This window comes from Rhodococcus sp. 15-2388-1-1a (genome assembly GCF_002259145.1).
Classification (GTDB): domain Bacteria; phylum Actinomycetota; class Actinomycetes; order Mycobacteriales; family Mycobacteriaceae; genus Rhodococcoides.
This window is the reverse complement of the sequence record NZ_NPFP01000012.1, coordinates 1-2,265: the sequence shown is the minus strand read 5'-3', so window position 1 is coordinate 2,265 and position 2,265 is coordinate 1. Positions and strand designations below refer to the sequence as shown.

Below are 2,265 nucleotides of genomic sequence, written 5' to 3'. Positions count from 1 at the left end.
CTTGGTGTTATGGGCGGTAGCGGGGCCTCGGCAAACGGCCCACGCGACCGGATTACCACACAGAAACATGACATTCGGTAGTCAACTGTCACGCAAACCTGTCATGCTGTCCCGATGCTCTGGTGGATAGTCGGCATAGTTGCCGTGTGGATCGTGGTCGGCGCAGTCGCAGCCGTGTGGATCGGCAGAGCTGTCAGCCACGCCGACGCACGAGAGGCGGCCATCGAGCGCCGCCGCGCCGTCCGGGATGCGCAACCCCGAGACGACGCGGCGTAGGCCCGATCAGGCTGCCGGGACCATGACCATCGAGTCGATCTCAGGTCCGGAGTTTGTCGATCCGTAGACGCCCCATTTGGTCGAGGTGGCGAAGTCCGCCACGGTGACGTTGATGATGTCGACGCCGTTGAGCTTGACGTTGATCGCACCATCGGCCGCGCGTGTGACCAAGTACGTGTCGCCAGCAGCCGACACGGTTCCGCTCGGTGCGGACTGCGGAACCGTCACCGCGCCCGCAACGCGCTTGACCAGCCGTGGCCGGTTGTCGCCCGCCCCGGTGCGGAACTGGAGCAACACCTGGTTGGTGGTGTCCTGGTACGCGACGATGATGCCTCCGGTGTTGTCGCCCATCACGGGGACCACGACCGTCATCGTGCCCAGGGCGGACAATCCGTCGACCACGAGGTACGACGTGCCGGAGACCGATGTCAGCTTCGCTCGACCGGAGTTGACGTGCGTCCACGAACCGGAGTTCGTGTTGTTCGTCGTGATTGCCTTACCGCCATCGGTGACCGTGACCGGGTCGCCGTTCTCGCCGAAGAACGAGGCAGTGAAGCCCGGTGCCTGGGGTAGTACGACGTTGGTGAGCGAACGGTCGCGCACCGTCGTACCTGCGTTGACGAACGAGACCGGCAAGGCCGATCCGATGCTCGTATCGAACTTGAGCTGCGCGGGGTCGTAGTCCAGGTAGGGAGCCGGGTGGTTGGCCTCGATCCGTACGGGGTAGCGGTACTTCGGTGTCGGCACCTTCGGGTTGATCACCGACCCGTACTTGCCTGTTCCCACCACCAGGATGCCGACTCCGACCGTCAGGCCTCGGTTGATCAGGGTGAAGTTCTCGAACGTGTTCCGCACACCTGCCAGGCGGGCCGTGGAGCGCGACGAGACGGTATCGGAGACCGTGTGGTTGGAGACGAGCTGGAAGTTGGACAGGTGGCAGTCGTAGGCGTCGGCTTCGACGAACACCGCCTTGCCGTGATCGCCCGCCGAGAAGCTGATCGACGCATTGTCGATCTGCACGCGCTCGGACTGCTTGACGGCAACAGATGCCCGCGATGATGCCTCGCCAGTGTTCGGGTACTTGTCCTCGAACGACATGACGTTGCTGACCTGGGCGTCGGTGATGCCGATGAAGTCGAGCACGCCCTGACAGTTGCGGCCTGCGATGTTGGTGGCGACCATGCCGTCGACCCACTTCGGCGCGAATACGGCACCGGGATCAGCGCCGGAGTCCCAGCCTTGAATGTTGTCGAACACCAGGTTCTTCGACCGCACACCGACATCGCCCGTGCCTGCTGCGTCGTTGAGGCCGGGGCTGTAGATGTAGACCAGGTGCGGCGGCTGACCTGTGTCGATGTTGCTGCCGAATGCTTTCTTGAAGGTGCCTCGAATGTTGCTTATCTGCGAGTCCTGAAGCGAGCCACCGAACACCGCCGACCACACGCCCTTCACGCTCACGCCATCGGCGACGAACCGTTCGAGGTTCGGTGACGTTGCGGGTGCGGGCATCAGCGGGTCGCCTCTATGGTCGCCGCCTGGGCGCACTGCAACGTACAGGTCGCGGGCGCGGATATTGCGGACCTGGGCACCATGCGCGAGCGGGTGAATGCGGACGCCCACGTAGTTCTGGTACGCCAGCAGCGACGCCATGCCGGTCATGTCGAGACCGTCACCGTAGAACGTGACACCTTCGATGGTGGTGTCTTCCGCGCGGACGAAGAACACGGGCTTGCGAGCAGTGTTGCGGAGCCGCGAGCGTGCGCCCTGGCCGTAGATGCGGACACCGGGGCCGACCGTATCGAGAATATTCATCGACTCGTTCAACAGCACCAGAGAGCTTCCTGGCATCCACGGAATGTAGAGATCCTTGCCCTGCTCCTGCGCAGCGGTGATCGCAGCCTGAAATAGCGGCGTGTTGGTGCCTGCGGTCTGGGCTGGATCGACCCCGAACGCGGCCACCGAGAGGGCGTTGCCACCGGGGGCATAACG

Annotated in this window: 2 protein-coding genes; one reads left to right on the top strand and one right to left on the bottom strand. The window is 63.9% G+C overall.

Annotated features, from left to right (window positions below):
* Positions 1 to 114 precede the first annotated feature (114 nt).
* A complete protein-coding gene (locus CH302_RS29975) occupies positions 115 to 276 on the top strand; it encodes a hypothetical protein (protein WP_155292879.1) in 162 nt (53 codons plus the stop codon).
* A 6-nt stretch (positions 277 to 282) separates the two neighbouring features.
* Here the strand turns inward: CH302_RS29975 and CH302_RS29970 are convergent.
* Positions 283 to 2,265: hypothetical protein (locus tag CH302_RS29970; protein WP_176460672.1), on the bottom strand; the 1,983-nt coding region annotated here is incomplete at its 5' end.